Origin of the sequence: Polaromonas sp. YR568 (assembly GCF_900116715.1) — a bacterium.
Lineage (GTDB): Bacteria > Pseudomonadota > Gammaproteobacteria > Burkholderiales > Burkholderiaceae_C > Polaromonas.
Genome location: NZ_FPBM01000001.1, coordinates 107,563 through 133,278, shown reverse-complemented (window position 1 = coordinate 133,278; position 25,716 = coordinate 107,563). Strand labels below are relative to the sequence as shown.

Genomic DNA, 25,716 nt, shown 5'->3' with positions numbered 1-25,716 from the left:
GCCGGCTTATTGCGGCGGGGAGCTCAGGTTGGTTTGCCGAAAGATCGCTGCGCCGGAAACCTGGCCCGCGTTTTCGACAGGCGTGCTGTAGACCATGGCTGCGCGGCTGGCGTTGTTCCCGGTGAAGAAGCCGGTGACGTTTGTGCCGGAGGTGCCGGTGATCTTCGAATTGTTGATGTCAATGTTGAGCATTGCGGAATAGTCGGTGCCGCCAAAGCGCGTGGTGAGGTCGACATAACCGTAACCCTGGCCCGGGCTGTAGGCACCGAAATTGGCCGTCATGGAGCCGCCAACGAGCTGCCCCGCGCCGTGCAGGCTGGAAAACGCCGTGCCGCCGGCCAGCTGGTAAGTGCCCTGCATGTTGTCGGCCGGCATCTGGGCTAGCGGCGTCGGCCGGCCCATCACAAAGTGAACGGACGCAATCTCGGTGGCCGCACCCGCCACGATTTTTTGCCCCGTCACCCAGCTGCCCCAGCCGACGAAGTCGGGGTCGGTCGGTACGCCCAGCGTGCCCTTTTCCATGTTGGTGAGGCCGGGTGTGCTGCGGAACTGGGTGCGGATGTTGTTGCCGTCGACACTGTCGAAGTCGATCGGCTGCCCGCTGAGGAAGCTGGTCAGCACGGCGACGCCGGCCTCGGGGTGGTAGCTTTCGGTTGCCGGATTGGACGTCGCCGGGTCAGTGAACACCACGGCGGCGGCCAGGTCGGTGAAAACCTGTTTGACCGGTGCAGTGACGGGCGGCGGCGGAACGATGCTGGCCTTGCCGTCAGACGTGGTCTGGTTGCCCACCGTGACAACCTCCTGCACAGGGGCAGGTGTCGGCACGGTGGCCCGCACATTGGTGCGCACAGGCGCCTCGGTGGGGCTGATCACGCGCACCGATTCGCCGGCCGTGAGGCCCACGCAGCCGCCGGAATTGCAGACTTCGATGCCGTCGAGCTCGGTCGTGATGCCCAGCGAGCCGTCGGGGTTGTAGCCCACGCTGAAACCGGAGCCGCGTATGCCGATGGTGGCCGTGGTGGTGGTGACCTTGTAGTTTTCGCGGTTGCGTTTGCCGATCAGGCCTGTGATGGCGCGCATGCTGCCGCGCAGCAGGTCGACGAGGAAGCGGTCCTGTTTGGGATCGGCTTCATCAACGTAGTTGGCGATCTTGAATTCGGTGTTCGGCTGCAGTGAAATCAGGCCGCCGTCGGAAAACCGGACCTGGGCGCGGCCGCCATTGCCCGTCAGGATGGATTCGCCGCTTTGCAGCGCCTTGCCTTTGGAGAGCGCCTCGGTCTTGCCGTCAGGGCGCAGCACATTGACATCACCGGCAATGAACTGGGCCACGCCCGCCGAACCGGCGGCCATCGTGGTTGCGGGAAGCATGGGGAAAGCCGCCGCCACCACGGCCGAAATGGCGGCGCGCTTGAGCGGGAAGTTCCGTTTTGTTTTCATGGCGGCAGCTTTGTGTTGTTGCTGTTGTGGTGCTTGCAATCAAGAGCTGGAAACCGGCCTTAGAAGTCGCGGCGCACCGTGAGCGAGAACAGGCTGCGGTTGTAGTCGGAAATGGCGACGTTTGATTTCACGGAGGTCAGCGTCAGCTGGGGCGTGACGCGCCACAGCTTGGCCGGCACCCAGTTGGCGCCCAGGTTCAGGCTCCATTGCTTGTCGTGGCGGGTGACCAGGAAGAGCGGGTCGGCGCCGCCGTATTTGCGGTCTTCATAGCTCGCGCTGGCAAACAGGGCCCACGCATCCGACAGGGTTTTTTGCGTACCGAAGCGAAGGCCGACCAGGTCGTGGCCCAGGTGCGGCACGCCTGCCGCGCGTTCTTTTTCCGTGCCGACATAACCGCCGGCGAACACAATGAGGTTGCTGTCGCGGAAGGCATGCGCGTACGAGGTGCCGACGACCGTGCGGGTGGAGTCGCGCAGCGACTGTCCGGGGTACATCAGGTCGCCCCACTGGATGTAGGTGCTCCACTGGCGAAAGCCGTCGAGGCGATAGGTCCACTCGCCGACCAGGCCTTGCTGGTCGCGGGCGCGCGAGCCGGCGACGGTATAGGTGCCGGCCTGGACGACGCCGGAGAACTCGTGTTTTTCGTAGCGGTAGCTGGCGCCGAAGTTCACGTCGACCTGGCCGGTGTTGAAGTCGTTGTACTTGGCGTTGACGCGGGCGTTGCCGTAGACATTGCCGATCAGCGACCAGCGTGGGTCCACCACGTAACGGGCCGACAGGCCGCCGCCCAGGGTGACAAAAGCGTCTTTGGTTTCAACCCCGGCGGGGTTCAGCGTGAAGATCAGGCCGCCAAAGGCCGGCACGGCCACATTGGGGTTGCCGGGGCCGCTGTTGATGTTGGTGTCGTAGCCGATGCTGGCTTCGAGGAATGGCTTGACCGAGGAGCGGGCGGCTTCTTCCGTCCGGTCTATGGCTTGCAGGAACTGGTCGATGGTGGCGGCAGCTTCCGCGGGGATGTTGTCCTGCTTGGTTTCCATCAGCACCTGCCGGGAAGCCTTGGTATCGCCTACGGAGAACAGCGCGCGGCCCAGTTCGGCGCGTGCCCGTGAGTTGCTGGGCTGCACGGCCAGAACACGCTCCAGGGCAAAGACCGCCCGGGTGTACTGGCCGGTTTCGTTGGCGGCAATGCCCAGCACGGTGTCGAAGTCCGGGTCACCGGCGCGAGTGGCTTCTTGCGGCTCCAGCAGGTCAAAGGCCTTTTGCGCCTGGCTTTGGTCGAGCAGGGTGCGCGCATTGGAAACCAGGGCGTCAACTTCCGCGAAAGCGGGGTTGGCCAGCAGTGCGGCAATGAGAAACCCACCCGAGAGAACAATATTTTTTGAAAGCATAAGTATTATTTTTGAAACATCTTCGGTAACAACCCGTAAGCAACAAAAGTTTTATATCACGTAGGAGGGTCTTTCAGGGGTTTTTTACACATCGCACAGAGGAGAAACGTGCGTTGCCACAACACCTTTTGGCGGCTTTTTGGGCGGCTTGGTGATATTCACCAGGTTTGGCTGCGGCCAAGGGTATTTACGGGGGCTTGTCCCCTCCGTTTGGATGAACAATATTAGTCATTACTTATATTAAGAAGATATCGCTATGGACCAGATGATTCACGCCAGTGCGCAGGCCGAAAGAGGCCGGGTGTTTGAGCTGGCGGCCGAGTTGTTCGCCGTGCTGGCCACGCCCATGCGCCTGCGGGTGCTGAGCGCCCTGTGCGAGCGCGAAAAGTCCGTCAATGAGCTGCTGGCCGAAATCGACACCACGCAGCCCAACCTGTCCCAGCATCTGGCCGTGCTGTACCGCACCGGCGTACTGGCCAAGCGCAAAGAAGGCACGCAGGTGATTTACCGCGTGCAAAGCGAAAAAGCGGTGGCGCTGTGCCGCAGCGTCTGCACCCAGATCGCGATCGAGCTGGACGAGCCGGGCGCGCTGCCGCCAGGCGAAAGCCTGTCGCCCCGCTCCGGCATGCCCGACGCCTGAAACAAAGCCTGACTCGAAAGTTTTTTGATGTTGAACCGATTCATTCAGCGCGCTCCCGAGCACTTTCTCTCACGCGAGCAGATCCACGAAGTGCGGGCAGGGCGCCGCGGCTTTCTGGCGGGTGCATTTGCCGCCGCTGCGGCGAGCGCGAGTGCTCTTGCGGCCGGGCAGGCCAGTGCGCAGGGCGCCGCGTCTGCGGCTGAGGGTGACGCCAACATCCTGAACCTCCCGCCTCACAGCAAAGGGCTGGGCCAGCCCGTCGCGGCCCGCGGCTACGGCCTGCCCAGCGAGTGGGAAAAGAACCTGCAACGCCGCGAGAGCCCGGGCCTGACGCGCATCGGCCAGGCCAGCGTGAGCTTTTGCCCGCTGCAAGGCCTCTTCGGCATCATCACGCCCAGCGGCCTGCACTTTGAGCGCCACCACCAGGGCTGGTGGGACATCGACCCTTCCAAACACCGCCTGATGCTCAATGGCTCCGACGAGACCCTGCTCAAGCGGCCCATGGTGTTCGGCATGGACGAGTTGATGCGCCTGCCCAATGTCAGCCGCATGCATTTCATCGAATGCGGCGCCAACACCGGCATGGAGTGGGGCAACGCTGCCGTGCCGACAGTGCAGTACACCCACGGCATGCTCAGCTGCAGCGAATTCACCGGCGTGCCCCTGCGCACCTTGCTGGAGCTGTGCGGCGCGGACTTCAAGCGCGCCAAATTCATCCTGGCCGAGGGCGCGGACGGCTCGGGCATGACCCGCACCATCCCGATGAGCCTGGTGATGAGCGGCGAGGTGCTGGTGGCTTACGGGCAGAACGGCGAAATGCTGCGGCCCGAAAACGGCTACCCCTTGCGGCTTGTCGTGCCCGGCGTGCAGGGCGTGAGCTGGGTCAAGTACCTGCGGCGCATCGAAGTGGGCGACATGCCCTACGGGACCAAAGACGAGTCGATCCACTATGTCGACCTGATGCCGGACGGCCTGCACCGCCAGTACACCAGCGTGCAGGAAGTCAAAAGCGTGGTGACCTCGCCCAGCGGCGGTCAGGTGTTGCTGCAAAAAGGTTTTCACAACCTCACCGGCCTGGCCTGGAGCGGGCGCGGCAAGATCCGCCGGGTCGATGTGTCGACAGACGGCGGTAAAAACTGGACGCAGGCGCGGCTTGAAGGGCCGGTGCTGGCCAAATGCCTGACGCGTTTTAATGCCGATTTTGTTTGGGACGGCAAACCGGCGATCTTCCAGAGCCGCGCTGTCGACGAGACCGGGCAGATCCAGCCGACTTACAGCGAACTGCGCAAGGTCCGCGCCTCGCGCAGCATTTATCACAACAACGCCATCCAGTCATGGTCGCTGGAAGAAAACGGCGAGGTGAAAAATGTCCAGGTTTGAGTTGCACCGGTTTTCTTCGCCTTCGCTCGTGCTGGCGGGCCTTTGCCTGCTGGGCGCGGGGCTTGCCCATGCGCAGCCCGTCGCACGGCAAGCCGCGCTGGCAGACGTCGGCAGAACCGCCACACCCGCCGAAATCAAGGCCTGGGACATCGACGTGCGGCCCGATTTCAAGGGCCTGCCCAAGGGGAAGGGGTCGGTGCGGCAGGGTGAAGTGCTGTGGGAGGCGCAGTGCGCTTCGTGCCACGGCAGCTTTGCCGAGTCGTCCGAAATCTTCACCCCGATCGCCGGCGGCATCACCGCACAAGATATCAAGAACGGCCGTGTCGACGGCCTGATGCCCGGGGCCAACCAGCCCAACCGCACCACGCTGATGAAGGTCGCCACGGTGTCGACCTTGTGGGACTACATCAACCGTGCGATGCCCTGGAATGCGCCCAAGACACTGACCGCTGACGAGGTCTACGCCGTGACGGCCTACATCCTGAACCTGGGCAATGTGCTGCCTGACGACTACACGCTGTCGGATGCCAACATCCGCGAGGTGCAGGCCCGCCTGCCCAACCGCAACGGCATGACCACAGCGCACGCGATGTGGCCGGGCAAGGAACTGGGCGGCGCCGCCAAGCCGGACGTGCAGGGATCGAACTGCATGGCGAACTGCAAAACCGAAGTGGTCGTGAAAAGCTTTTTGCCGGATTACGCGCGCAATGCGCACGGCAACCTGGCCGAGCAGTCCAGGCTGGTGGGCGCCAGCCGCGGGGTTGACACCACGCAGCCGCCCATGGCCGCAGGCTCACCATCAAATAGCGCTCCAGCCCAGGTGGGGAGGGCGCAGGCAGCTCCTGAAAAGATAGCAACCTCCGCGTCGGCGGCGGCGACACCGGCCTCCAGCACGGCAAAACCGGCAGCCGCAGGCGCCGCGTCTGTCATGCCGCTGCTGCAAAAAAATGCCTGCCTGGCCTGCCACGGAATGGACAACAAGCTGGTGGGGCCGTCCTTCAAAGATATAGCCAACAAATATAAAGATCGCGCCGATGCGGCGAATTACCTCTCGGGCAAAATCAAGTCCGGTGGACAAGGCGTCTGGGGTGCCATCCCGATGCCGCCGCAGGCTTTGAGCGCAGCGGAAGCCGGCCAGGTTTCCCAATGGCTTCTGCAGGGCGCGGTGAAGTAGGGCGCGAGGCTGCATGAAAAACCACGCAAAGGCCGGCAGCGTTTTTTTGAGGCATGCTTGGGAGAAATACCCTCCCGCGTTTTCGAGTTTTTGTGTCCAATCGAGTTCAGTGTTTAAGACATTCAAGTTATATAAAAAGGAGTTCAATCATGGAACGTCGTGATTTTTTGGCAAGCAGCTCTGGCGCCACGGCGCTGGTGCTGGCCGCTACCGCAGGTTTGAGCCCGGCCCATGCGCAAAACGCAGCCGGCTGGAACAAAGCCGCTTTTGACAGCAAATCCCTGGCCGATGCGGCCAAGGCCATGGGTGCCACCAGCGCGCCGGTCGAAAGCAAGGATCTGCTGCTGCAGGCGCCCGAAATCGCTGAAAACGGCAACGTGGTGCGTGTGGGCGCCCAAAGCAACATCGCCAACACCTCGCAAATCGCCCTGGTGGTTGAGAAGAACCCCAGCGCACTGGCCGCCATGTTCGACATTCCTGCCGGCACCGACGCCAACGTGTCGACCAACATCAAGATGGGCCAGTCCTCCAATGTCTACGCGCTGGCCAAGGCCGGCGACAAATATTTCTACGCCGTGAAGGAAGTGAAGGTCACGCTCGGAGGCTGCGGCGGCTAAGCCGCTTTGCACCGACCACCATCACCACCCCCGAAATCAGGAGAAAAAAATGTCAGAACCGATGCGAATCCGGGCACAGGCCCAAGGCGACAAAACCACGGTGCGTGTGCTCGTGAGCCATGAAATGGAAAGCGGCCAGCGCAAAGACGCCGCCGGCAAGACCGTGCCGGCCTGGTTTATCCAGAACATCTCGGCCACCTGGAACGGCAAAACCGTCATGAGCGCCCAGTGGGGCACGGCCGTGTCCAAAAACCCCTTCGTGCAGTTCGCCTTCAAGGGCGGCAAGGCCGGCGACAAGATCGCGGTCAGCTGGGTCGACAACCACGGCGACAAGCGGACCGACGAAGCCGTCATTGCCTGAAACCGGCTTTGAGCCCGGGTGTTGGCCCGGGTGTTCCCGCAGCGGCGCAAGCCGCCCATAACGATAAATCTGAGCGATATTTGAGGAGACCACGATGAAATCAAGCCTGTTCGGGCTGGCGGCGCTGGCCGCGATCTCTGCCTTGCCTTTGCCCGCTGCGGCACAAAAAAGCACGGCCGAAGGCATTGCCGAATACCGCGCCATGCTGGCCGACGGCAACCCGGCCGAGCTTTACGAAGCCAAAGGTGAAGGCCTCTGGAAAGAGGCGCGTGGCCCCAAGAAAGCATCGCTTGAAAAATGCGACCTGGGCAAAGGCCCCGGCGTGGTCAAAGGTGCTTTTGTCGAGCTGCCGCGGTTTTTTGCCGACACGCAGCGTGTGCAGGACCTGGAATCGCGCCTTTTGACCTGCATGGAGCAACTCCAGGGCTTTAACGCCGGCGAGATCGCCAAGACCCGCTTCGGTGCGGGCGAGCAGAAGACCATCGAGTCGCTTGTGGCCTATATCTCGGGTGAATCGCGTGACATGGCTTTTAACGTGCCGCAGTCGCACGACAAGGAAAAGCTGATGTACGAAGTGGGCAAGAAGGTGTTTTACCTTCGCGGCGGCCCCTACGACTTCTCTTGCGCATCGTGCCACGGTGAAGACAACAAGCGCGTGCGCCTGCAGGATTTGCCCAACCTCACCAAACAGCCCGGCGCCGGCATCGGCTTCGGCTCCTGGCCGGCCTACCGCGTCTCCAGCGGCGACCTGTGGAGCATGCAGCGCCGGCTGAACGACTGCTACCGCCAGCAGCGCTTCCCCTTCCCGGGTTACGCGTCCGACGCGACCATTGCCCTGGGTGTGTACATGGGCGTCAACAGCAAGGGCGGCGTTTCGATTGCGCCTGCCTTGAAGCGTTAATCCGCCAAATCTGGAATCGGGAACCCACATGAACAAGTCATACGTACAAGCCGCCTTTTCCGCTGCCGGCCTGGCCCTCACCGCGTTGTTGCTGACCAGCTGCGCCACCGCCCCAACCGCGCAGCAGGTGGAAGACGCCACCCAGCAGGTGCTCAAGAGCTCTTTCAGCGAGCAGGGCATCGCCAAGATGGACCGGCTCGCGCCGGACGCGTCCAACCAGGCCTGCTCTGAAGCCGCCGGCAAGCCGCTGGAGGAAAAACTCGCCAAATCGATCGAAGAAGCCAACCTGAAAACCGTGAAGCTGCCCGTAGACGGCAAGTACCTCGGCGACTGGGCCGAAGGTGAAAAAATCGCGCAAAACGGCCGTGGCCTGACCTGGACGGACAAGGCCGGCGAAGCCAACGGCGGCAGCTGCTACAACTGCCACCAGATCAGCAAGGCCGAACTCTCCTTCGGCTCCATCGGGCCCAGCCTCTACAACTACGGCAAGCTGCGCGGCGTGAGCAACCCTGCGTCGGCCGAAAGCAAGCCCATCGTGGAATACACCTGGGGCAAGCTCTGGAACGCCAAGGCCTACAACGCCTGTTCCGACATGCCCAGATTCGGCCATGCGTCCATCCTCAATGAGCAGCAGATCCGTGATGTGATGGCGCTGCTGCTGGATCCGAAATCGCCCGTCAATCAATAAAGCCGGGAGCGAATCAGGAGCGATTCTCACCTCCAGCCCTTTATGCGAGGGCGTAACCAGCTCCTGAATTAATAGCAACCTGAAAATGCCTGGCGCGCCGGGCAGGATGTCCAACGCCATGAATCTGTCCCGCCGCGAGTTTGCAAGTGTCATGGCGGCCGCCCTGGCCGCCGGTTTCCCTCTGCGTGAGGCCGGCGCCGTCCAGGCAGCCAGCCTGTACGAGCTGCCGCGCACCGGCAACGTGCACCTGCTGCACATGACCGACTGCCACGCCCAGTTGCTGCCGATTTTTTTTCGCGAGCCTTCCGTCAACCTCGGCGTGGGCGCGATGCGCGGGCAGGCGCCCCATCTGGTGGGCGAACACCTGCTCAAAGCTGCCAGCCTGAAGTCGGGCACGGCCGAGGCGCATGCGCTGACTTTCCTCAACTTCGAAAAGGCCGCGCGCCAGTACGGCAAGGTAGGCGGCTTCGCCCATCTGGCCACGCTGGTCAAACAACTGAAGGCCGGACGGCCGGGCGCCTTGCTGCTGGACGGCGGCGACACCTGGCAGGGCAGCGCCACGGCGCTCTGGACGCAGGGTCAGGACATGGTGGATGCCTGCAAGCTGCTGGGCGTGGACGTGATGACCGGCCACTGGGACTTCACTTATGGCGAGGAGCGCATCAAGAAGATCGTCGAGCAGGACTTTGCCGGCAAGATCGACTTTGTCGCGCAAAACGTCAAGACCAACGACTTCGGCGATGCGGTATTCAAGCCTTATGTGATCAAGGAAATGAACGGCGTGCCGGTCGCCATCGTCGGCCAGGCCTTTCCCTACACCCCGATCGCCAATCCGGCGTGGCTCACGCCGAACTGGAGCTTCGGCATCCGCGAAAGCGAGATGCAGGAAACCGTGAACGAGGCGCGTGCGAAGGGCGCGCAGGCCGTGGTGCTGCTCAGCCACAACGGCATGGATGTGGACCTGAAGATGGCATCGCGCGTCACCGGCATCGATGCGATTCTGGGCGGCCACACGCACGACGGCGTGCCGGTGCCGGTCATTGTCAAAAACCCGGGCGGCCAGACCATCGTGACCAATGCCGGCAGCAACGGCAAGTTTTTGGGCGTGCTGGACCTGGACGTCAAGGACGGCAAGGTGGCCGGTTTCAAATACCGCCTGTTGCCAGTGTTTGCCAATCTGCTGCCCGCCGATGCGGCCATGAACGAGCTGATCGCCAAGGTGAGGGCGCCTTATGCGGCCAAACTGGGTGAAAAGCTGGCAGTGACGGAGGGCACGCTCTACCGGCGTGGCAACTTCAATGGCAGTTTTGACCAGCTCATCCTGGACGCCTTGATGAAGGTGCGTGGCGCGGAGATCGCGTTTTCGCCCGGCTTCCGCTGGGGGACTTCGTTGCTGCCCGGCCAGGCCATCACGCGCGAACACGTGATGGACCAGACCGCCATCAGCTACCCCTGGACCACGCTGACCGAGATGCGCGGCGACATGATCAAGACCATTCTGGAAGACGTGGGCGACAACCTCTTCAACCCCGACCCGTATTACCAGCAGGGCGGCGACATGGTGCGTGTGGGCGGTTTGACCTACACCTGCGAGCCCGGCGCGAAGATGGGCGAACGCATTCAGGACATGCGCCTGGGTGGCAAATTGATCGAAGCCGGCAAGACCTACAAGGTGGCCGGCTGGGCGCCGGTGGCCGAAGCCAGCAAAAACGCCGGCCCGCCGGTATGGGAGGTGGTGGAAAGCTACCTCCAGAGCCACAAGGTCATCAAACCCGTCAAACCCAACACGCCCAAACTCGTGGGCATGGCTGGCAATCCGGGCCTTGCTGCCTGAGTTTTTGCCCTCAGCTAGAGGGTAGCTGTCAATGAGCTGTCAATGAATTGTCATTGGCTCTCATGACCGGCCATGTGAGGGTGTGTAAAAGCATGGTCCATTCGAAATGGGCATAACCATGGTCTTTCCGCTGTCACAGTTCGGTGGCACAATCTGGGTTGTTTCTGAAGGCCCTTCCTGCCACAGTCGCATCCGCTAATCGGTCCAGCCGTGTTGCGGAAGGTTAATTAACAAGCTTTAACCAGCTAATGTTTCCCTCAGGGAAACGGAGGTCAGCGGATATGAGTTCCAACCCGGCAGCATCGTCTGTCTATTCGGCCTATCAAGCCAACACTTATCTCTTCGGCGGCAACGCGCCCTATGTCGAAGAGATGTACGAAAACTACCTCGCCAACCCCGGCAGCGTGCCCGACAACTGGCGCGAGTATTTCGACGCACTCCAGCACGTTCCAGCCGTTGACGGCAGCAATGCCAAGGACGTTCCGCATCTGCCGGTCGTCAATGCTTTTGCCGAGCGCGCCAAACAAGGCCAGACCAAGGTTGTCCTCGCCAGCGGCGCCGACTCCGAAATGGGCCGCAAGCGTACCGCCGTCCAGCAGCTGATTGCCGCCTACCGCAACGTCGGCGCACGCTGGGCCGACCTGGACCCGCTCAAGCGCGCCGAGCGCGACAAGATTCCCGAACTGGAGCCATCGTTCTACGGCTTCAGCGACGCCGACCAGGAAACCGTGTTCAACACCAGCAACACTTTCTTCGGCAAAGACACCATGAGCCTGCGCGAGCTCATGAACGCACTGCGCGAAACCTATTGCGGCACGATTGGCGCCGAATACATGTATGCCACCGACCAGAACCACAAGCGTTGGTGGCAGCAAAAGCTCGAATCCATTCGCAGCAAGCCCAACCTCAGCAAGGAAAAGAAGCTCCACATCCTTGACCGCCTGACGGCCGCCGAAGGCCTGGAGCGTTTCCTCCACACCAAATACGTCGGCCAGAAGCGCTTTTCCCTTGAAGGCGGCGAAAGCTTCATCGCCAGCATGGACGAGCTGATCCAGCAAGGCGGCATCAAGGGCGTGCAGGAAATCGTGATCGGCATGGCCCACCGCGGCCGCCTGAACGTGCTGGTCAACTCCCTCGGTAAAGTCCCGGCCGACCTGTTCGCCGAGTTCGACCACACCGCGCCCGAAGACCTGCCCAGCGGCGACGTTAAATACCACCAGGGTTTCAGCTCCGACGTGACCACCCCCGGCGGCCCGGTTCACCTGACGCTCGCCTTCAACCCTTCCCACCTCGAAATCGTCAACCCCGTGGTGGAAGGCTCCGTGCGCGCCCGCATGGACCGCCGTGCCGACCCCAAGGGCCTGCAGGTGCTGCCCGTGCTGGTGCACGGCGACGCCGCCTTCGCGGGGCAGGGCGTGGTCATGGAAACGCTGGCGCTGGCCGAAACCCGTGGCTACTTCACGGGTGGCACGGTGCACATCGTGATCAACAACCAGATCGGGTTCACCACCAGCGACCCGCGCGACAGCCGCTCGACGCTGTATTGCTCCGACGTCGTCAAGATGATTGAAGCGCCGGTGCTGCACGTCAACGGTGACGATCCGGAAGCCGTCGTGCTGGCCACCCAGCTGGCACTTGAATTCCGCATGGAATTCCAGAAGGACGTCGTGGTCGACATCATCTGCTTCCGCAAACTGGGTCACAACGAGCAGGACACCCCCGCGCTGACCCAGCCGCTGATGTACAAGAAGATCGCACAGCACCCCGGCACGCGCAAGCTGTACGCGGACAAGCTTGCGGCTCAAGGTATGGGCGACACGCTGGGCGACGACATGGTCAAGGCCACGCGCGCCGCACTGGACGCCGGCAAGAGCACCTTTGACCCCGTTCTGACCAACTTCAAGAGCAAATACGCGGTTGACTGGGTGCCTTACCTGGGCAAGAAGTGGACGGATGCCGGTGATACCGCCATCCCCATGGCCGAGTGGAAGCGTCTGGCCGACAAGATCACGGCCATCCCCGCAACCGTCACCCCGCACCAACTGGTCAAAAAGGTGTATGACGACCGCGCAGCCATGGGCCGCGGCGACATTCCTGTGGACTGGGGCATGGGTGAGCACATGGCGTTCGCCTCGCTGGTGGCCAGCGGCTACCCGGTGCGCCTGTCGGGCGAAGATTGCGGCCGCGGCACCTTCACGCACCGCCATGCTGTCATTCACGATCAGAACCGCGAAAAGTTCGATACCGGCACCTACGTGCCCCTGCAAAACGTGGCCGACAACCAGGCTCCATTTGTTGTCATCGACTCCATCCTGTCCGAAGAGGCGGTGCTGGCGTTTGAATACGGCTATGCCTCCAACGACCCCAACACCTTGGTGATCTGGGAAGCCCAGTTCGGCGACTTCGCCAACGGCGCGCAGGTTGTGATCGACCAGTTCATCGCCTCAGGCGAAGTGAAGTGGGGCCGCGTCAACGGCATCACGCTGATGCTGCCGCACGGCTACGAAGGCCAGGGCCCCGAGCACAGCTCGGCACGCCTGGAGCGTTTCATGCAGCTGTCGGCCGACACCAACATGCAGGTTGTGCAGCCCACCACCGCCAGCCAGATCTTCCACGTGCTGCGCCGCCAGATGGTGCGCAACCTGCGCAAGCCGCTGGTCATCATGACGCCCAAGTCGCTGCTGCGCAACAAGGACGCGACCTCGCCGCTCTCCGAGTTCACCAAGGGTGGTTTCCAGACCATCATTCCGGAGAACAAGGAAGAGATCAACAAGAAGGCCGACAAGGTCAAGCGCGTCATCGCCTGCTCCGGCAAGGTGTACTACGACCTGGCCAAAAAGCGTGAAGAAAAAGGCGCGGACGATACGGTCATCCTGCGTGTTGAGCAGCTCTATCCGTTCCCGCACAAGGCGTTCGCGACCGAGCTGAAGAAGTACCCTAACGCCACTGACATCGTGTGGTGCCAGGACGAGCCGCAAAACCAGGGCGCCTGGTTCTTTGTGCAGCACTACATCCACGAGAACATGCTGGAAGGCCAGAAGCTGGGCTACTCCGGGCGCGCTGCTTCGGCGTCTCCCGCCGTGGGCTATTCGCACCTGCACCAGGAGCAGCAAAAGGCGCTGGTCGACGGCGCGTTCGGCAAGCTCAAGGGCTTTGTGCTGACCAAGTAAGGCCAGCCTCTCCAACACAAAGAACACAAGAACGTACACGAAAGAAACAACATGGCTATCGTAGAAGTCAAAGTCCCCCAGCTGTCCGAGTCCGTGGCCGAAGCCACCATGCTGCAGTGGAAGAAAAAAATCGGCGAGGCAATCGCTGTTGACGAAATCCTGATCGAAATCGAAACCGACAAAGTGGTGCTCGAAGTGCCGGCCCCGTCAGCCGGCGTGCTCACCGAGCGGGTTGTCGCCGACGGCGGCACCGTGGTCTCCGATCAGGTGATCGCCCGTATCGACACTGAAGGCAAAGCGGGCGCGGCAGCGCCTGCCGCCGCACCGGCTGCTGCGGCAGCGGCTGCGCCGGCCGCCGCAGTTGCTTCCGCACCTGCCCCCGCAGCGGGTGGCGCCATGGCTGGCGTTCCCATGCCGGCCGCCGCCAAGCTGATGGCTGACAACAACCTGGCTGCCGGCTCTGTGCCGGGCACCGGCAAAGACGGCCGCGTCACCAAGGGCGATGTCCTGGGTGCCACCGCCGGCGGCGCCAAGCCTGCTGCTGCAGCCGCTATCCCCACGGGTGCGCCGACCACCGCCTTGCCGCAGGTCGCAGCGTCTGCCAAGCCTTCCGACCTCGGCGACCGCCCCGAGCAGCGTGTGCCGATGAGCCGCCTGCGCGCGCGTATCGCCGAGCGTCTGCTGCAATCGCAAGCGACCAACGCCATCTTGACCACCTTCAATGAAGTGAACATGGCGCCGGTGATGGAAATGCGCAAGCGCTTCCAGGAAAAGTTCGAAAAAGAACACGGCGTGAAGATCGGCTTCATGAGCTTCTTCGTCAAGGCGGCTGTCCATGCGCTGAAGAAATACCCTGTGCTGAACGCTTCGGTCGACGGCAATGACATCGTTTATCACGGCTATTTCGACATCGGTATCGCCGTCGGCTCGCCGCGCGGCCTGGTGGTGCCCATCCTGCGCAACGCCGACCAGATGAGCTTTGCCGATATCGAAAAGAAGATTGCCGAATACGGCGCCAAGGCGCGCGACGGCAAGCTGGGCATTGAAGAAATGTCGGGCGGTACTTTCTCGATCTCCAATGGCGGCGTGTTCGGCTCCATGCTGTCCACCCCCATCATCAACCCGCCTCAGTCGGCCATCCTGGGCGTGCACGCGACCAAGGACCGCGCCGTGGTCGAAAACGGCCAGATCGTGGTGCGCCCGATGAACTACCTTGCCATGAGCTACGACCACCGCATCGTCGACGGCCGCGAAGCCGTGCTGGGCCTGGTTGCCATGAAGGAAGCGCTGGAAGACCCGGCCCGCCTGCTGTTTGATATCTAAAAAACTTCAGGGCAGGCGGCCGTCGCTGGACGGACTGCCTGTCACTACTCAATCGGAAAAACAACATGTCCAAACAATTTGACGTGATCGTCATCGGCGGCGGACCTGGCGGTTACATTGCCGCTATTCGCGCTGCTCAGCTGGGTTTTAACGTCGCTTGTATCGACGAGTGGAAAAACGCCAAGGGTGGCCCGGCACTGGGTGGCACCTGCACCAACGTCGGTTGCATTCCGTCCAAGGCACTGCTGCAGTCATCTGAGCATTACGAGCAAGCCGGCCACCACTTTGCCGACCACGGTATCGAGGTCAAGGGCCTGAGCCTGGACGTCGCCAAGATGCTGGGCCGCAAGGACACGGTCGTCAAGCAAAACAACGACGGTATCGTTTACCTGTTCAAGAAGAACAAGGTCACTTTCTTCCACGGCCGCGGTTCTTTTATCGCAGCCAAAGACGGCCTGTATGACGTCAAGGTCGCGGGCGCTGCTGAAGAAACCATCTCCGGCAAGCACATCATCGTGGCGACGGGCTCCAACGCCCGTGCATTGCCAGGCGCACCGTTTGATGAAGAAAACATTCTGTCCAACGATGGCGCGCTGCGTATTGGCGCTGTGCCCAAGAAGCTGGGCCTGATCGGCTCCGGCGTGATCGGTCTGGAAATGGGCTCGGTCTGGCGCCGCCTGGGCGCCGAAGTTACGGTGCTGGAAGGCCTGCCGACTTTCCTGGGCGCTGTGGATCAGCAAATCGCCAAGGAAGCCCACAAGGCCTTCACCAAGCAAGGGCTCAAGATCGAGCTCGGCGTCAAGGTCGGTGAGATCAAGTCCGCCAAGAAGGGCGTGTCGGTCGCCTATACCGATGCCAAGGGCCAGGCCCAGACGCTGGAAGTCGACAAGCTGATCGTCTCCATCGGCCGTGTTGCCAACACCATCGGCCTGGCGCCGGAAGCCGTGGGCCTGAAGCTCGACGAGCGTGGCGCTGTGGTGGTTGACGAGGAATGCAAGACCAATCTGCCCAATGTCTGGGCGATCGGCGACGTGGTGCGCGGCCCCATGCTGGCACACAAGGCCGAGGAAGAGGGCGTAGCGGTTGCCGAGCGTATTGCCGGGCAACATGGCCACGTCAACTTCAACACCATTCCCTGGGTGATTTACACCAACCCCGAGATCGCATGGGTCGGCCAGACGGAAGAGCAGCTCAAGGCTGTCGGCCGCGCTTACAAGGCCGGTACCTTCCCGTTCATGGCCAACGGCCGTGCGCGTGCACTGGGTGACACCACCGGCATGGTGAAGATGCTGGCTGATGCGGCAACGGACGAAATCCTCGGCGTGCACATCGTCGGCCCATTTGCCAGCGAACTGATCGCCGAATGTGTCGTGGCCATGGAGTTCCGTGCCAGCAGCGAAGACATTGCGCGTATCTGCCATGCGCATCCATCGCTGAGCGAGGCGACCAAGGAAGCCGCGCTGGCGGTCGACAAACGCACACTCAACTTCTGAGCCCACAGGCGCAATGCCGGTGACTCAACCAGTACGCTCGGCGTATGACGCTGAACTCGCGGCGCGGGGTTACACCAGTGACCCTGCGCAGTTGCGTGCCGTTGAGGCACTGGAGCGTTGTGCGACCGAGTGGAGCGAGTTCAAGGAGCAACGCTCCAATGCTTTCAAGAAACTGATCAACCACCCGGATGTGCCGCGTGGCGTGTACATGCACGGCGGAGTAGGCCGGGGCAAAAGTTTTTTGATGGACTGCTTTTTCGGAGCGGTTCCTCTCAAGCGCAAGGTTCGGCTGCATTTCCACGAATTCATGCGGGAAGTGCACAGGGAGTTGCAGGATCTCCAGGGGACGGCAAATCCTTTGGATGAACTCGGCAGGCGTATCGCCAAACGCTACCGGCTGATCTGCTTTGACGAGTTTCATGTCGCCGATATCACCGACGCCATGATTCTGCATCGCCTGTTGACGGCCCTGTTTGAGAATGGCGTTGGTTTTGTCACGACCTCCAACTTTCATCCGGACGAGTTGTACCCGAACGGAATGCACCGCGACCGCGTGCTGCCGGCTATCGAGCTACTCAAGGAAAAGCTGGAAATCATCAGCGTCGACAACGGCACCGACTACCGCGGCCGTACCCTGGAGCAAGCCCGGCTGTATCACACTCCGCTTGGGCCCCAGGCTGATGCGGAGATGACGGAAACTTTCAATGCCCTCGCCGAGTCTCAGGATGAAAACCCGGTGTTACAGATTGAATCAAGGCAGATTCAAGCCAGACGTAAAGCAGGCGGGGTAGTGTGGTTTGATTTCAAGACGCTGTGCGGAGGCCCGCGGTCGCAGAATGATTACCTTGAAATTGCGACCCAGTTCCATACGGTTCTCTTGAGCGACGTGCCTCATATGCCGGTGCGTATGGCTTCTGAAGCCAGGCGCTTTACCTGGCTGGTCGATGTGCTGTACGACCGCAGAGTCAAACTCATCATGTCGGCAGAAGTGGCTCCGGAGGCGTTGTACACAGAAGGACCGCTGGTTCATGAGTTTCCTCGCACGGTCTCGCGGCTCAATGAAATGCAGTCAAAGGAATTCCTGGCACTCGAACGCAGAGACGTGGATACGACACTTACATGAAAAATTTCACTGCCGCATTCTTCCTCGCCACTGTGTGCGTGGTTGCGCTCGCCCAACCGGCAGCGCCTGCAGAAACCCCTTCGACGAGGGATGTCGAGCGCGCAAGAATCGGTGCCGATCGTGCCAGGCTGGAAGCGGGCTTTCAGGCAGAAGATGCCGAATGCTATAAAAAATTCGCCGTCAACAGCTGCCTGGGTAAGGTCAATGAGCGGCGGCGCGAGGCGATGGGTGATCTTCGGCGGCAGGAACTGCTGCTCAATGATGAAGAGCGCCGCATCCGGGGCGCAGACCAGATTCGCAAGACGGAAGAAAAACAGTCGCCTGAAAAACTGCAGGAGGCTGCCGACCAACGCGCCAAGGCCGTGAAAGACTATGAGTCGCGCCTCGAAAGAGAAAAGAAGAAGGCCGAGGATCGTGCCGCCACAAAAGCTGGCGAGCAGGGCAACAGCGAAGCCGCCGCAGCCAGGCTAAAGGGAGGCCAGGATAAATCCCAGGCCAGAAGCGAGAAGCAGGCTACTGCAGCGGAAGAGGCAAAAAAACTCAGTGAGCGCCAAAAAGAGGCTCAGGAACGCAAGGCCCAGCACGAAGCTGATCGCCTGAAGCAAACGAAGCCGCCGGCGAAATCCCTGCCTCTACCCAATTTACCCAGCAATTAAGCGAGGCGCAGGTTCGGGGGCCAAGGGCTCGAGCTTGACGATCACCAGCGAGAGGTTGTCACCGCCGCCCCGTGCGCGCGAGCGGGCTTTCTGGATCAGGAACTCGGTGGCTTCGCGAGGCGACAACATGGACAGCGCCGAGCCCATCTCGCTGGGGCTGAAGTAGTGCCAGACCCCGTCACTGCAGGCGAGCAGCACGTCCTCGGGACGCAACTGAGGGATGAAATGGTGGGTGATGGGCGGCGCTTCCTCGGTGCCCAGGCAGCCCATCAGGATGTTTGACTGCGGGTGGACATTGGCTTCTTCTTCAGTGATCTCACCTTTGTCGACCAGTGTTTGCACGTAAGAGTGGTCGACCGTGCGGTGCACCAGCTTGCTGCCCTGGTAGTGATAGATGCGGGAGTCGCCGGTATGCACCCAATGGCAATCGCCGCCCGGATTGATGAGGAACGCGGCCAGCGTGCTGTGAGGTTCCTGCTCGGCTGAAATCGCGGTCAGTTTGATAACGATGTGGGCCTCTTCGATGATCTGCTTGAGCATGGCCGGAGCGTCGTCCGTCTCTGGCGCATAGCGTTCAAAAAGCTGCTTGGCCGTCAGCATGACCTGATCGGAGGCCTTTCGCCCGCCGCTTCGTCCGCCCATGCCATCGGCCACGATACCCAGCATGCAGCCCGGAATCCGTGAATGGCTGAACAGATTGACCTGATCCTGTTGATAGTCCCGATCGCCTTTATGGATACCGGTGGATGCTGTGATTCGATAGCCTTTGGACATTGTGTGGTCGTTCGAGCCGGAGGCTCGATTTATGGTCGCAATCGACGTATTATCAAGCGAAGCAGCGCGTACGGATAAAAAACCTTGGACTTAAATTTACATTCCCCGGAACGGCAGCTGATTGAACTCAAAATGGAACATGCGGACCTCAATGCCCTGGTGGATATTGCGGCGCATAGCTTGCCCATTGACGAGTTGCTGCTCAGACGGCTTAAAAAACGCCGTTTGCAGCTTCGTGACCAGATCGCGCAGCTTGAGTTGTCGCTTGACCCTCCTGAGCCCGCCTGATGACGCTTGCGCTTGAGGTCGAGGAGGTCTTTGCCCCTGGCGGCGTTCTGTCGCGGGCCGCGGAACAGTTTGTACCCCGTAGCGGCCAGACCGAAATGGCTCTGGCGGTGGCGCGCGCCATAGAGGGGGCCTATCCGCTGGTCGTCGAGGCAAGCACCGGCGTCGGTAAAACCTTTTCTTACCTTGTCCCTGCTTTGCTGAGCGGAGAGCGTGTTTTGCTGTCCACGGCCACCAAGGCCCTGCAAGACCAGCTGTTTGGCCGTGATTTGCCTCGCCTGGTCGAGGCGCTCGGGCTTCCGGTGCAGACAGCCCTGCTCAAGGGCAGGGCCAGCTATCTCTGCCTGCACCGCATGGAAACAGCCCGCCAGGAGGCCTATTTACCCGATGGCGTTTCCGTGCGGGCCTTGGCGAGAATTGAAGAGTGGTCCAAGGTGACGCGGACCGGCGATCTGGCTGAATTGCCGGGGCTGGATGAGCGCTCTCCCATGATTCCCCTGGTGACGTCTACGCGTGAGAACTGCCTGGGCGCGCCATGTCCGCGATTTCGGGCATGTCACGTGAATCTTGCGCGCAGGGAGGCCATGGCGGCGGATGTTGTGGTGATCAACCACCATCTCTTTTTTGCCGACCTGGCCGTGCGCGAGTCCGGTGTCGCCGAGTTATTGCCGTCTGTACGGATTGCCATATTTGACGAGGCGCACCAGCTCAATGAGACGGGCGTGCAATTTCTGGGAACCAACCTGACCACAGGCCAGCTCCTTGACTTTGCCAGAGACATGCTGGCCAGCGGCTTGCAATTGGCCCGTGGCCTGGTGGACTGGCCGGAGGTTGTTTCCGCGGTGGAGCATGCCGCACGCGAGTTACGTCTTTGTGCCGGCAAGCAGTATCCCGGGACCAAGCTGAGGTGGGTGGGTGAATGCCCCGAGGGCCTCGATGCAGCCGAATGGGGTGATGCGTTGCAGGCGGTTCATGCCTCCTGCGAACAGGCCTGTGCTGCACTGGACACGGTCAGTGAGATCGCCCCGGACTTTGTACGGCTTCATGAGCGCGCCGTGACACTGGCAGACCGCTCCCGCTCTTTCGTCAATGCTTGCCAGCCAGGATGTGTCCGCTGGGCGGATGTCGGAACACAGCTGCGCCTGATCGAATCGCCGCTGGACATCGCGAAGGCGATGAAAAGCAAGGTGCTCAACATGGCCGATGGTTCGGCGAAGTCGTGGATATTTACCTCAGCGACGCTCGGAGACGACGAGAAGCTCAGCTGGTTTACCCAGCCTTGTGGCCTGGAGGATGCAGAGGTTTTGAGGGTAGGGAGTCCTTTTGACTATCAGCGCCAGGCCGCGTTATTCGTTCCTCCGGCGTTTCCCAAACCCGGTGACCCCGCTCACACGGCGCAGGTCGCCAAGTCTGCTGCCAGATGGTCGCGTCAGCTGGGAGGTCGGACCATGGTGCTTACCACCACGTTGCGTGCGCTGCGCACCATCGGCGATGCGCTGCGAGAGGCCTTTCAGGATACGGCGGACATGGAGGTGCTTGTTCAGGGCGCCATGCCCAAGCGCGTGTTGATCGAGCGCTTTCGCCAGGGTAATTCTGACGGCGGCAAGGGTTGCGTCCTGGTGGCCTCGGCGTCCTTTTGGGAAGGCATTGATGTACCCGGCGATGCCCTTCAACTGGTCATCATCGACAAGCTTCCTTTTCCTCCGCCTAACGACCCTTTGGCTGAAGCGCGCGCAAAGCTTCTCGAGGCGCAAGGGCGCAGTGCGTTTAATGACTACTTTTTGCCCGAGGCAGCGGTGGCGTTGAAGCAGGGGGCTGGGCGCCTGATACGCCGGGAAAGTGACGAAGGCGTTCTGGTGGTGTGCGACAGCCGCCTGGCAACCATGGGCTACGGAAAGCGCCTGCTGAAAGCGCTTCCGCCCATGAAGCGCTTAATGTCTGAAGACGAGTTGCTGGAGCGGCTGCAAGCCCTTACCAGAACTTGTACCAGGGATTGTCTCCAGACTTGAAGCCTTTGCTCAGGTATTCGCTCTGGGGATAGCTTTTCTCCAGGATGCGGCGGGTATCGTCTCGCAATTCAACCATGCCCAAAGCGTCGTAGGACTTGTAAAGAATAAAGGTGGCTTCTTCCAGTGCGGGAACGTCGCGGTAATCAGCAATCGCACTCTGTGCGCGATTGATGGCCGCAATGTAAGCGCCCCGCGAATAGTAGTAGCGCGCCACATGCACTTCCGATTGCGCCAGGGAGTTCACGATATAGCTCATCCGCAGGCGGGCGTCGGGCGTGTACTTCGACTCCGGAAAGCGGGTGATCAAGGTCCTGAATGATTCAAACGACTCCTTGGCGGCCTTCTGGTCCCGCTCAGACAGATCTTGCCGGGAGATGAATCCGAAAATCCCGAGGTTGTCATTGAAGTTCACGAGGCCCCTGAGATAGAGCGCATAGTCCAAGGCAGGGCTGGCCGGGTGAAGCCTCATGAAACGGTCCAGCGTTGCGATGGCCTGAGGCAACTCGCCGCTCTTGTACTGCACATAGGCTTTTTCGAGCTGGGCTTGTTGGGCCAGCGGAGTGCCTGCTGCCCGGCCCTCCAGCTTTTCGTACAGCGGAATTGCCTTGTCGTAGGCGCCCGAACTCGCCTCATCCTTGGCTTCGGCGTAAATCTTGTTTGGGCTCCAGGTGGCTGTTTTGTCAGGGGCCGGTGTGCTTGAGCAGCCCGCAATCAGAAAAGACAGTGCGCAAACGGCTGCGAAAAGCGGCATTGCATTGGGAACAACCGATAATTTGGTGGAAAACATTGCAATCGACCTTCTTGATGACTGATTCTGAACTGAGCAAATTGATTATATCGGCCGCTGTTGCGCCTGGCGGCGTTCCGGACGAGGCTCAGGAGGAGGGGGATACCACTGCCGAAATGGAATTGCGGCAAGTGACCGTTCCGGCAGTCAGCCATGGCAGCCGCCTCGACCGCGCGTTGGCCGCCATTGTGCCCGAGTTCTCCCGCACTTATCTGCAGCAACTGATCGAAGCGGGCGTCGTGAAAGTGGGCGGCGTTGTCGTGACCAAGGCCTCGACCAAGGTCAAGGCGGGAGACGAACTTCTGGTCGAGTTGCGGCCTACGCCGCAAAGCCAGGCTTTCAAGCCCGAGGCTATGGCGTTGGAGATCGTGTTTGAAGATGCCTATTTGATGGTGATCAACAAGCCTGCCGGGCTGGTGGTGCACCCCGCTCCCGGCAACTGGAGTGGAACGCTTTTGAATGGCTTGCTGGCGCATGACCCCCAGGCCGTGTTTTTGCCGCGCGCCGGCATCGTCCACCGTCTGGACAAAGACACCAGCGGGTTGATGGTGGTCGCTCGTCAGCGGACGGTGATGGATCAACTGGTTGGCCTGATCGCTGCCCGCGACGTCAGCCGCGAGTACTTGGCCCTGGCCCATGGCGGCTGGCAGGGGGCAAAGACGCGTCAGGTGGAGGCCCCCATAGGCCGCGACCCGCGCAACAGGTTGCGCATGGCGGTGGTTGATCTGGAGAAGAACGCCGGCAAAACGGCCTCTACCGTGGTGACCTTGATGCAAAGCGCGGGACAGTACTGCCTGGTGAAATGCAAGCTGCATACGGGGCGTACGCACCAGATCCGGGTTCATATGGCTTTTCTGGGGCACCCGCTGGTATCCGACGAAGTCTATGGCGGGGCGCCCGCGGCAGGGCTAGGTCGCCAGGGTCTTCACGCATGCCGTTTGGCGTTCCGGCACCCGGTTAGCGGCCAAGCCATGGAGTTCAAATCGGAGCCCCCTGCAGACTTTCAGGCCGCCATAGCGGGTTTGGGCCTGATATACAATCAAATTTCGTAGTTTTCAGCTACCTGCAACATGGCATCCTGACCCGGAGATTGCGCATGTTTGCAATGCGCGACCAAGCGCCGAACCGACGTTTTCCCGGCTTTTTTTCCGCCTTTTTTCGGAACGACCACAATCATGAACACGACGGATGCAAAGCGCGTCCTCGAAACAGCACTCATTTGCGCGCAGCAACCGCTGCCATTGCGTGAAATGGGCGTCCTGTTTAACGGGGTACTGACTGCCGACAGCCTCAAGCTGGTACTTGAAGAACTGCAGAGTGACTGGTCGGGCCGCGGCGTGGAGCTCGTGCACGTTGCAACAGGCTGGCGCTTTCAAAGCCGCCCGCAGATGCGCGAGTACCTCGACAGGCTGCACCCCGAGAAACCCCCGCGTTACAGCCGCGCGACGCTGGAAACGCTTGCCATCATTGCCTATCGTCAGCCCGTTACACGCGGCGACATGGAAGACATTCGCGGCGTCACGATCAACAGCATGATCCTCAAGCAACTGGAAGACCGCGGTTGGGTCGAGGTGATCGGCCACCGGGAGACCGTAGGGCGGCCAGCGCTTTACGCAACCACCCGCCAGTTCCTGGACGATTTGGGGGTCGAGTCCCTGGATCAGCTTCCCGTCATGGATGGCAATACGTCAACGCCGGTCGCCATGCTGGAGCAAATCGAATTTGGCATGGCTGGGCTGGCGGGCGGCGAGGCGGAATTGGCCGGCCTGGAGCTTGCTACAGAGGACACTGCCCTGGCAGCAGGTTTGGCCGAAACAGTTGAAGTGCCCGATATTTCGGCAACGGCGGATGCCCTCGCAGAGAGCCCGCAGGCACAGCCCGCGGAAGTCGGCGATTCCGAGCCCATAGGACAGGATGACGGCGATTTGCCCGCAAGAATGTAAAACATGACCCAACAAGACTCCTCCGCCTCCGAATCCGCAGATATGCCTGATGAAGACCAGTCCAAGGCGGTGTTGCCGGCGGGGCTGCCCGTCCAGGACGCGCCTGAGGTAATGGCGGCCCCGGAAGCTGATTCGGCGCCTTTGCCGAAGCCCGCCAAGGCACGGAACGCCGCCCCTGCGGCAGGGGCTATCCGGTTCGAAGACGTGATCACGGGGCAGTTTGACGCTGACGAAGAGGATGTGGCCCTCGCACTGCCCAAGCGTGTGCTGTCACCGCAGCCCGAAACCCCCAAACTCCACAAAGTGCTTGCCCAGGCCGGCCTGGGTTCCCGTCTTGAGATGGAGCAGTTGATTCTGGAGGGGCGGATTTCCGTCAATGGTGAACCTGCCCACATCGGCCAGCGCATCCAGTTTGGCGATACGGTCAAGGTGAACGGCAAACCGATCCGGGTGCGCGTCGACGCGCCGCCGCCGCGTGTGATCGCCTATCACAAGCCTACGGGCGAGGTCGTCACGCATGACGACCCGCAGAATCGCCCGACGGTTTTCCGGCGCCTGCCCAAGCTGTTCCAGGGCAAATGGCAGTCGGTGGGGCGTCTTGACTTGAATACCGAAGGCTTGTTGCTCCTGACCAGTTCCGGCGAGTTGGCCAACAAGCTGATGCACCCGCGTTTCGGCCTGGAGCGCGAATACGCGGTCCGCGTGCTGGGGGCCCTGAACAATGAAGAGAAAAAACGCCTTCTTGAAGGGGTGACCCTTGACGATGGTGTTGCCCAATTTGGCTCCATCGAAGCGGGTGGCGGGGAAGGGGCCAATTGCTGGTACCGGGTCACGATTTCTGAAGGACGTAACCGCGAAGTGCGGCGTATGTTTGAAGCCGTTGGCCATGCCGTCAGCCGGCTGATCCGCATTCGTTACGGGGCCATGGTGCTCCCACGCGGCCTCAAGCGGGGCGCTTTTGTCGAGTTGGATGAGCGCGATATCTGGGCTTTGACCAGTGCCTTAAATCGCTCGGAGTCGCGTGTTGGCTCACGCCCACAGGGAAATCAGCAGGCAGGCCCCTCCGCCGGCGAAGCCGGAGAGCCGCGACAAAGTCGGGGGCCTCGCCGCAATGAGCGATCACGTGGTGATCGTGCCCGGGCCCCCGCGCCTGTTCCCGATATGAGGGCTGCTGATACGGGGCAGCAAGATGAGGCGGGGCAAGACCCCGATGACCTGCAGCCACCATTGCCTCGAAATGACTCCGCGCCAAGGGGCAATAACCGGCGTCGCGGTGGAAAAGGGCGCAGCCAGGGCGGCGGTAATCCAGGCGCGGGCTTCCGGGCTGGACCGCCGCAGGGCAACAGCAACGGCGGTATGCAGGGGCAAAAAAGGCGTGATGACCGTGGCGACAAAGGCCCCGGCGGGGCTCAACCCGACCCCATGAAAACATCGTTCGGGTATATCGGCGCAGATACCTTTACAAGACAGCGCCAGGGCCAGGGACAGCAGCGCCGCGGTGGCGGCGCCGGCATGGGCGGTGGTAATGGTGCAGGCGGGCAGCGCCGCGGCAGCGGCGGTGGCGGTGGAAATCGCGGAGGCGGTAATCGTGGCGGTGGAAACCGTGGCGGGAATCGCTGAACCCCGCAAGAAGCACCTCAGGGCTCGGGGTTGATATGTCTTCGGTGTGCCCGCAGGTTAAAATCATAGGCTTTATTCAATTTTTGAATAATTTAGAAAATCCAAGAAATCTC

22 protein-coding genes are annotated in these 25,716 nt (G+C 61.4%); 18 read left to right on the top strand and 4 right to left on the bottom strand.

The window, feature by feature from the left end; translation table 11 throughout:
• Positions 1 to 6: 6 nt before the first annotated feature.
• Together BM408_RS00590 and BM408_RS00585 are read right to left on the bottom strand one after the other, a co-directional pair.
• On the bottom strand, positions 7 to 1,437 hold the full coding sequence (locus tag BM408_RS00590; protein ID WP_092125888.1) for a FecR family protein: 1,431 nt from the start codon (positions 1,435 to 1,437) through the stop codon (positions 7 to 9).
• A gap of 59 nt (positions 1,438 to 1,496) precedes the next feature.
• Complete coding sequence (locus BM408_RS00585) at positions 1,497 to 2,825, bottom strand: surface lipoprotein assembly modifier (RefSeq protein WP_092125886.1); 1,329 nt, start codon at positions 2,823 to 2,825, stop codon at positions 1,497 to 1,499.
• A gap of 256 nt (positions 2,826 to 3,081) precedes the next feature.
• Between BM408_RS00585 and BM408_RS00580 the strand changes: the two genes are divergently transcribed.
• From BM408_RS00580 to BM408_RS00520, 13 genes are all read left to right on the top strand, one after another.
• Positions 3,082 to 3,465 (top strand): ArsR/SmtB family transcription factor, encoded by a 384-nt coding sequence (locus BM408_RS00580; RefSeq protein WP_092125884.1) that lies wholly within the window; start codon positions 3,082 to 3,084, stop codon positions 3,463 to 3,465.
• A gap of 27 nt (positions 3,466 to 3,492) precedes the next feature.
• Positions 3,493 to 4,845: a sulfite dehydrogenase gene (gene soxC, locus BM408_RS00575; protein ID WP_092125882.1), complete on the top strand. Its 1,353-nt coding sequence runs from the start codon at positions 3,493 to 3,495 to the stop codon at positions 4,843 to 4,845.
• The gene (locus tag BM408_RS00570; protein WP_092125880.1) at positions 4,832 to 6,019 is read left to right on the top strand and encodes a c-type cytochrome; all 1,188 of its coding nucleotides are present in this window, start codon (positions 4,832 to 4,834) and stop codon (positions 6,017 to 6,019) included. The genes soxC and BM408_RS00570 overlap by 14 nt, the downstream gene beginning before the upstream one ends.
• 149 nt (positions 6,020 to 6,168) lie before the next feature.
• Positions 6,169 to 6,636, top strand: a complete 468-nt coding sequence (gene soxY / locus BM408_RS00565; RefSeq protein WP_092125878.1) for a thiosulfate oxidation carrier protein SoxY — start codon at positions 6,169 to 6,171, stop codon at positions 6,634 to 6,636.
• 49 nt (positions 6,637 to 6,685) lie between these two features.
• On the top strand, positions 6,686 to 6,997 hold the full coding sequence (soxZ, locus tag BM408_RS00560) for a thiosulfate oxidation carrier complex protein SoxZ (RefSeq protein WP_092125876.1): 312 nt from the start codon (positions 6,686 to 6,688) through the stop codon (positions 6,995 to 6,997).
• A gap of 94 nt (positions 6,998 to 7,091) precedes the next feature.
• The gene (gene soxA, locus BM408_RS00555; RefSeq protein ID WP_092125874.1) at positions 7,092 to 7,898 is read left to right on the top strand and encodes a sulfur oxidation c-type cytochrome SoxA; all 807 of its coding nucleotides are present in this window, start codon (positions 7,092 to 7,094) and stop codon (positions 7,896 to 7,898) included.
• Positions 7,899 to 7,926: 28 nt separating this feature from the next.
• Positions 7,927 to 8,586 (top strand): sulfur oxidation c-type cytochrome SoxX, encoded by a 660-nt coding sequence (gene soxX, locus BM408_RS00550; RefSeq protein ID WP_092125872.1) that lies wholly within the window; start codon positions 7,927 to 7,929, stop codon positions 8,584 to 8,586.
• A 118-nt stretch (positions 8,587 to 8,704) separates the two neighbouring features.
• Positions 8,705 to 10,420: a thiosulfohydrolase SoxB gene (gene soxB / locus BM408_RS00545; protein ID WP_092127201.1), complete on the top strand. Its 1,716-nt coding sequence runs from the start codon at positions 8,705 to 8,707 to the stop codon at positions 10,418 to 10,420.
• A 281-nt stretch (positions 10,421 to 10,701) separates the two neighbouring features.
• Positions 10,702 to 13,590: a 2-oxoglutarate dehydrogenase E1 component gene (locus tag BM408_RS00540; RefSeq protein WP_092125870.1), complete on the top strand. Its 2,889-nt coding sequence runs from the start codon at positions 10,702 to 10,704 to the stop codon at positions 13,588 to 13,590.
• A 51-nt stretch (positions 13,591 to 13,641) separates the two neighbouring features.
• On the top strand, positions 13,642 to 14,913 hold the full coding sequence (odhB, locus tag BM408_RS00535) for a 2-oxoglutarate dehydrogenase complex dihydrolipoyllysine-residue succinyltransferase (protein ID WP_092125868.1): 1,272 nt from the start codon (positions 13,642 to 13,644) through the stop codon (positions 14,911 to 14,913).
• A 65-nt stretch (positions 14,914 to 14,978) separates the two neighbouring features.
• The gene (gene lpdA / locus BM408_RS00530) at positions 14,979 to 16,406 is read left to right on the top strand and encodes a dihydrolipoyl dehydrogenase (RefSeq protein ID WP_092125866.1); all 1,428 of its coding nucleotides are present in this window, start codon (positions 14,979 to 14,981) and stop codon (positions 16,404 to 16,406) included.
• A 13-nt stretch (positions 16,407 to 16,419) separates the two neighbouring features.
• Entirely contained in the window at positions 16,420 to 17,529 is a 1,110-nt protein-coding gene (gene zapE / locus BM408_RS00525; RefSeq protein WP_092125864.1) for a cell division protein ZapE, read from the top strand.
• Positions 17,526 to 18,185, top strand: a complete 660-nt coding sequence (locus BM408_RS00520; RefSeq protein ID WP_092125862.1) for a hypothetical protein — start codon at positions 17,526 to 17,528, stop codon at positions 18,183 to 18,185. Before zapE ends, BM408_RS00520 begins: the two co-directional genes overlap by 4 nt.
• Here the strand turns inward: BM408_RS00520 and BM408_RS00515 are convergent.
• Positions 18,171 to 18,959 carry a PP2C family protein-serine/threonine phosphatase gene (locus BM408_RS00515; RefSeq protein ID WP_092125860.1) on the bottom strand — a complete coding sequence of 263 codons (789 nt, stop codon included), beginning with the start codon at positions 18,957 to 18,959 and terminating at the stop codon, positions 18,171 to 18,173. The two genes, BM408_RS00520 and BM408_RS00515, sit on opposite strands and share 15 nt — an antisense overlap.
• An 84-nt stretch (positions 18,960 to 19,043) precedes the next feature.
• Here BM408_RS00515 and BM408_RS00510 point away from each other — a divergent pair, with 84 nt between their 5' ends.
• Positions 19,044 to 19,247, top strand: a complete 204-nt coding sequence (locus BM408_RS00510; RefSeq protein WP_092125858.1) for a DUF465 domain-containing protein — start codon at positions 19,044 to 19,046, stop codon at positions 19,245 to 19,247.
• Positions 19,247 to 21,253 (top strand): ATP-dependent DNA helicase, encoded by a 2,007-nt coding sequence (locus tag BM408_RS00505; protein WP_092125856.1) that lies wholly within the window; start codon positions 19,247 to 19,249, stop codon positions 21,251 to 21,253. Before BM408_RS00510 ends, BM408_RS00505 begins: the two co-directional genes overlap by 1 nt.
• On the opposite strand, the gene BM408_RS00500 is transcribed toward BM408_RS00505, so the two are convergent.
• Entirely contained in the window at positions 21,216 to 22,040 is an 825-nt protein-coding gene (locus BM408_RS00500) for an outer membrane protein assembly factor BamD (RefSeq protein ID WP_092125854.1), read from the bottom strand. The two genes, BM408_RS00505 and BM408_RS00500, sit on opposite strands and share 38 nt — an antisense overlap.
• A gap of 17 nt (positions 22,041 to 22,057) precedes the next feature.
• Between BM408_RS00500 and BM408_RS00495 the strand changes: the two genes are divergently transcribed.
• The 3 genes from BM408_RS00495 to BM408_RS00485 all read left to right on the top strand — a co-directional run bounded on the left by BM408_RS00495 (position 22,058) and on the right by BM408_RS00485 (position 25,603).
• A complete protein-coding gene (locus BM408_RS00495; protein ID WP_092127199.1) occupies positions 22,058 to 23,092 on the top strand; it encodes an RluA family pseudouridine synthase in 1,035 nt (344 codons plus the stop codon).
• Positions 23,093 to 23,215: 123 nt separating this feature from the next.
• Positions 23,216 to 23,983: an SMC-Scp complex subunit ScpB gene (gene scpB / locus BM408_RS00490; RefSeq protein WP_092127198.1), complete on the top strand. Its 768-nt coding sequence runs from the start codon at positions 23,216 to 23,218 to the stop codon at positions 23,981 to 23,983.
• A gap of 3 nt (positions 23,984 to 23,986) precedes the next feature.
• Positions 23,987 to 25,603 carry a pseudouridine synthase gene (locus BM408_RS00485; protein ID WP_092125852.1) on the top strand — a complete coding sequence of 539 codons (1,617 nt, stop codon included), beginning with the start codon at positions 23,987 to 23,989 and terminating at the stop codon, positions 25,601 to 25,603.
• Positions 25,604 to 25,716: the final 113 nt, after the last annotated feature.

Excerpts from the sequence above, each read along its gene's own strand:
- BM408_RS00590 (WP_092125888.1), bottom strand. The coding sequence starts at position 1,437 with ATGAAAACAAAACGGAACTTCCCGCTCAAGCGCGCCGCCATTTCGGCC.
- BM408_RS00585 (WP_092125886.1), bottom strand. The coding sequence starts at position 2,825 with ATGCTTTCAAAAAATATTGTTCTCTCGGGTGGGTTTCTCATTGCCGCA.
- BM408_RS00580 (WP_092125884.1), top strand. The coding sequence starts at position 3,082 with ATGGACCAGATGATTCACGCCAGTGCGCAGGCCGAAAGAGGCCGGGTG.
- soxC (WP_092125882.1), top strand. The coding sequence starts at position 3,493 with ATGTTGAACCGATTCATTCAGCGCGCTCCCGAGCACTTTCTCTCACGC.
- BM408_RS00570 (WP_092125880.1), top strand. The coding sequence starts at position 4,832 with ATGTCCAGGTTTGAGTTGCACCGGTTTTCTTCGCCTTCGCTCGTGCTG.
- soxY (WP_092125878.1), top strand. The coding sequence starts at position 6,169 with ATGGAACGTCGTGATTTTTTGGCAAGCAGCTCTGGCGCCACGGCGCTG.
- soxZ (WP_092125876.1), top strand. The coding sequence starts at position 6,686 with ATGTCAGAACCGATGCGAATCCGGGCACAGGCCCAAGGCGACAAAACC.
- soxA (WP_092125874.1), top strand. The coding sequence starts at position 7,092 with ATGAAATCAAGCCTGTTCGGGCTGGCGGCGCTGGCCGCGATCTCTGCC.
- soxX (WP_092125872.1), top strand. The coding sequence starts at position 7,927 with ATGAACAAGTCATACGTACAAGCCGCCTTTTCCGCTGCCGGCCTGGCC.
- soxB (WP_092127201.1), top strand. The coding sequence starts at position 8,705 with ATGAATCTGTCCCGCCGCGAGTTTGCAAGTGTCATGGCGGCCGCCCTG.
- BM408_RS00540 (WP_092125870.1), top strand. The coding sequence starts at position 10,702 with ATGAGTTCCAACCCGGCAGCATCGTCTGTCTATTCGGCCTATCAAGCC.
- odhB (WP_092125868.1), top strand. The coding sequence starts at position 13,642 with ATGGCTATCGTAGAAGTCAAAGTCCCCCAGCTGTCCGAGTCCGTGGCC.
- lpdA (WP_092125866.1), top strand. The coding sequence starts at position 14,979 with ATGTCCAAACAATTTGACGTGATCGTCATCGGCGGCGGACCTGGCGGT.
- zapE (WP_092125864.1), top strand. The coding sequence starts at position 16,420 with ATGCCGGTGACTCAACCAGTACGCTCGGCGTATGACGCTGAACTCGCG.
- BM408_RS00520 (WP_092125862.1), top strand. The coding sequence starts at position 17,526 with ATGAAAAATTTCACTGCCGCATTCTTCCTCGCCACTGTGTGCGTGGTT.
- BM408_RS00515 (WP_092125860.1), bottom strand. The coding sequence starts at position 18,959 with ATGTCCAAAGGCTATCGAATCACAGCATCCACCGGTATCCATAAAGGC.
- BM408_RS00505 (WP_092125856.1), top strand. The coding sequence starts at position 19,247 with ATGACGCTTGCGCTTGAGGTCGAGGAGGTCTTTGCCCCTGGCGGCGTT.
- BM408_RS00500 (WP_092125854.1), bottom strand. The coding sequence starts at position 22,040 with ATGTTTTCCACCAAATTATCGGTTGTTCCCAATGCAATGCCGCTTTTC.
- BM408_RS00495 (WP_092127199.1), top strand. The coding sequence starts at position 22,058 with ATGACTGATTCTGAACTGAGCAAATTGATTATATCGGCCGCTGTTGCG.
- scpB (WP_092127198.1), top strand. The coding sequence starts at position 23,216 with ATGAACACGACGGATGCAAAGCGCGTCCTCGAAACAGCACTCATTTGC.
- BM408_RS00485 (WP_092125852.1), top strand. The coding sequence starts at position 23,987 with ATGACCCAACAAGACTCCTCCGCCTCCGAATCCGCAGATATGCCTGAT.